The 3,253-nt window shown below is 41.3% G+C and carries 6 protein-coding genes; 2 read left to right on the forward strand and 4 right to left on the reverse strand.

Features of this window, described 5'->3' with window-relative positions:
- Positions 1-129 precede the first annotated feature (129 nt).
- From rplI to rpsF, 3 genes are read right to left on the reverse strand one after another with little or no spacing between them, the layout of a single operon-like run.
- Positions 130-588 (reverse strand): 50S ribosomal protein L9, encoded by a 459-nt coding sequence (gene rplI, locus Q0954_RS33385; protein ID WP_299466230.1) that lies wholly within the window; start codon positions 586-588, stop codon positions 130-132.
- A 44-nt stretch (positions 589-632) separates the two neighbouring features.
- The gene (gene rpsR, locus Q0954_RS33390; protein ID WP_002703971.1) at positions 633-884 is read right to left on the reverse strand and encodes a 30S ribosomal protein S18; all 252 of its coding nucleotides are present in this window, start codon (positions 882-884) and stop codon (positions 633-635) included.
- 1 nt (position 885) lies between these two features.
- Positions 886-1,260 carry a 30S ribosomal protein S6 gene (gene rpsF / locus Q0954_RS33395; RefSeq protein WP_299466233.1) on the reverse strand — a complete coding sequence of 125 codons (375 nt, stop codon included), beginning with the start codon at positions 1,258-1,260 and terminating at the stop codon, positions 886-888.
- Between the two features lie 360 nt (positions 1,261-1,620).
- On the opposite strand from rpsF, the gene Q0954_RS33400 reads away from it, so the two are divergent.
- Positions 1,621-1,995: a hypothetical protein gene (locus Q0954_RS33400; RefSeq protein WP_299466236.1), complete on the forward strand. Its 375-nt coding sequence runs from the start codon at positions 1,621-1,623 to the stop codon at positions 1,993-1,995.
- A 141-nt stretch (positions 1,996-2,136) separates the two neighbouring features.
- Positions 2,137-2,397 carry a hypothetical protein gene (locus tag Q0954_RS33405; RefSeq protein WP_299466239.1) on the forward strand — a complete coding sequence of 87 codons (261 nt, stop codon included), beginning with the start codon at positions 2,137-2,139 and terminating at the stop codon, positions 2,395-2,397.
- 49 nt (positions 2,398-2,446) lie between these two features.
- Here the strand turns inward: Q0954_RS33405 and Q0954_RS33410 are convergent, their stop codons facing one another.
- Complete coding sequence (locus Q0954_RS33410) at positions 2,447-3,112, reverse strand: HAD-IA family hydrolase (RefSeq protein ID WP_299466242.1); 666 nt, start codon at positions 3,110-3,112, stop codon at positions 2,447-2,449.
- Positions 3,113-3,253: the final 141 nt, after the last annotated feature.

Consider the following 3,253-nt stretch of genomic DNA (forward strand, 5'->3'; position numbering starts at 1 on the left):
TTGGCTAACGCTTCCCGCTAATGGGCGCGTAGTGGACTTGAACCACCAAGTGATATTGCATGCCAGGCACACAAGCAACAAAAGCACCCGATTGGATGCTTTTGTATTAAATAAGTAATTGATGGTTCCTTATTCAGAAACTACTACTTTGAACTTGATAGTGTGTTTTACGTCTCTATGCAAAGTTAATATAGCTTCGTACTCTCCCAAAGTTTTAACAGCTTTGCTGTCAAATGAGATTTTACGACGGTCAATGTCTTCGAACTCAGGGTTGGCTTTAGCCAAGGCTGCCGACAACTGAGTAGAAGTTACAGAACCAAATATTTTTCCGGTTTCACTTGCTTTGGCTGGGATTTCCAACACCAAGTCACCGATTTTTTCTGCCAATGCCTGCGCATCGCTCTTGATTTTTTCAGCTTTGTGGGCTGCCTGCTTAAGGTTTTCTGCCAATACTTTTTTGGCCGATTTAGTTGCATGAATAGCAAAACCTTGAGGAATCAAGTAGTTACGTCCATAACCTGGCTTTACATTTACGATATCGTTTTTGTAGCCAAGTCCTTGTATATCGTCTTTTAAAATTACTTCCATCTCGATAATAAGATTTTAAACGTTTTGTACTGTTTGAGTTGCGTTTATTTTAACGAGTCGGTTACATAAGGAAGCAAAGCCAAGTGACGGGCTCTTTTTACGGCTTGCGACACTTTGCGTTGGTATTTCAGACTCGTACCAGTAATTCTTCTTGGAAGAATTTTACCCTGATCGTTTACAAACTTCAACAAAAAGTTAGGATCTTTGTAATCGATATATTTGATGCCATTCTTTTTAAAACGACAATATTTTTTTCTGTTTTCGTTGGTATGAACGGGCTCGTTCATCAACGTCATGTTATTTTTCCTCCGTTGTTGCTGCTTCATCTACTTTTTTGTCTGATAGTTTTCTACGTTTCTTTTCATTATAAGCTACTGCGTGTTTGTCCAATGCGATACAGATGTGGCGCATTACTCGCTCATCGCGACGGTATTCTGTCTCTAGAGCTTTTACAATAGTACTTGGAGCTTTGAACTCAACAACAGTATATACCCCGGAAGTTTTCTTTTTAATTGGATAAGCCAATTTTTTCATTCCCCAGTGGTCAACATGTACAATTTCTGCACCGTTGTCAGCGAGAATTTTTTGAAACTTTTCTACGGTGTCCTTTATCTGCTCATCAGATAAAACGGGAGTTAAAATGAACACCGTTTCGTAATTGTTTAAATGCATTTTCTACGTTTTATTAATACTAATAACACATTTTGAGCCTGCAAAGATATGGTTTTATGTTTTAGATTGCAAATGATCTTGGTATTCGGCTCAAGAAAAATGGTAAGTACAACAAATTTGGGTATGAAATACCGATAGTCAATGTCTGGCCAACGAAAAAGTGGCTTACCGGCTGGCCTTTTTATTTAAATTACCCCAAAACCAAGGGCTGTTTGAAGTCTTAAAAAACGCAGCTTCTTTGAATACCCCCATTGCCTATGCTACGTTTTACCTCTAGCTTTTCTTACCTGGCTTTTCTTAATTGCGTCAAAAAATCTCAGGAAAAGTGTACCTTTATGATCATCAATCAATTGGGGCAACATGAGACAAAAAACCTTCTGTTCATTTTTACTTGTTGCAGGTGTTGCTTTAGCTGCCTCAGCACAAAATAACGCAAACTTTCCACAGGCTTTTATCAGTATGCAGTTTACAGTGGGCAAACACAATGTACAATTCAAAACTTTGGGGCATTCGCCAGGGTTTAGTTTTGGCTTCAAAGTAAATGCGGGCATTTACCTGGTCAACAATGACAATTACGCTGGGGGGTTGCATTTCACCTTGGTAGAGGGTGCCTCCAATAATAAAAAACGCCGAAAAATGAGCGAAGCTTTTGATCGCCCTGACAAGGGCTTTGACAAACATATTGTATACAAGTTTGCGATGTTTAGAAGCAGTAATGTGGGGTGGTTGGTTTAGGAACGTAATCGCAATAACTGCCCGGTTTAGAACATACCCTCTTTACTGGCTGTCGTTATTTTTTTTGCCCGTAGCGCTGCTACGAGCGCAAAAAATGCCTCAACCAGCCTTGAGTCTTTGCCCAAAACCTGGACACTTATTTTGACCAAGTTCCTTAGTGAACTCAAAACAGGGGATATTACCTTGTTTCACCAAATAGGCATTGGTATTTTTGGGCTCACCGAAAACGATCCTTTGTATAACTTGGGTATGCATAACCACGTGGGCATAATCACCCAACAAGCTACTGACCAGGCACGGCTACACTTAGGGCTCATGCACGACTGGACTATTGGCGCGGGAAACCCTAACTATAGCATTAGCAATGTAGGCGTGTCGGTAGGTGGAATGAGAAATTTTTAGCTTAAAAAAAGCCTTGCAAAGCTATTTGTCCACAAGGCTTCTGGTAGCCTTAAACTTTAGCCTGAAGGTCTTCTACTGCTTTGGGCAAATCTGCCATCTGGCTTACGACTGTTTTTACGCCTATTTCGTACAATTGATCGGTGTGGTCGTCCAGAATATGGCTGGCTCCGGTAAAACCCACCACATGCATGCCCGCCTCTACCGCTGCTTTAGCACCCGACTTGCTGTCTTCTACTACCACTATTTCGTGGGGCTTAAGCCCAAAATGTGCCGCTACGTGCAAATAAATGTCAGGGGCAGGCTTCGGGTGCGCTACCATTTCGGCTGAAAACATACGATTGCCAAAAACTTCTTGCATTTGCACAAACTCTACGGCGTGTTTTACCTGCCACAACCAACTATTAGACACAACTGCTTTGGGCAAAGCTATTTGGGCGTACGCCTCCTTTACTCCTGCAATGGGTTGCAAATTAGCCGCAGCATAGGCTTCATGCTTTTGGGTAATTACTTCCACAAAATCGGGAGGCAACTCAAAACCGTGTTGATTTGCCAACGCATGCATAATACTGCTAAATGTCATGCCCGACCAAGTACGCAGGTAGTCTTCAAGCGCAATGTGTACCCCAAAAGTCTGTAGATGTTCTACCATCATTTGGGCAGCCAATATCTCACTATCAATCAATACCCCGTCACAATCACTAATAAATAGTTTCATTATTTTCTTGTTTTTGCCAAAGTTAATCATTTATACTAAGATGAAAGTGATTACCTGCGGTGAGCTAGGTTAAACGCACTATTGGCGAACGTAAAGCCCTAAAATATTCATCAAGTACTCATCATCCCAACTAGCTTTCTT

This window comes from uncultured Microscilla sp. (genome assembly GCF_947493425.1).
Classification (GTDB): domain Bacteria; phylum Bacteroidota; class Bacteroidia; order Cytophagales; family Microscillaceae; genus Microscilla.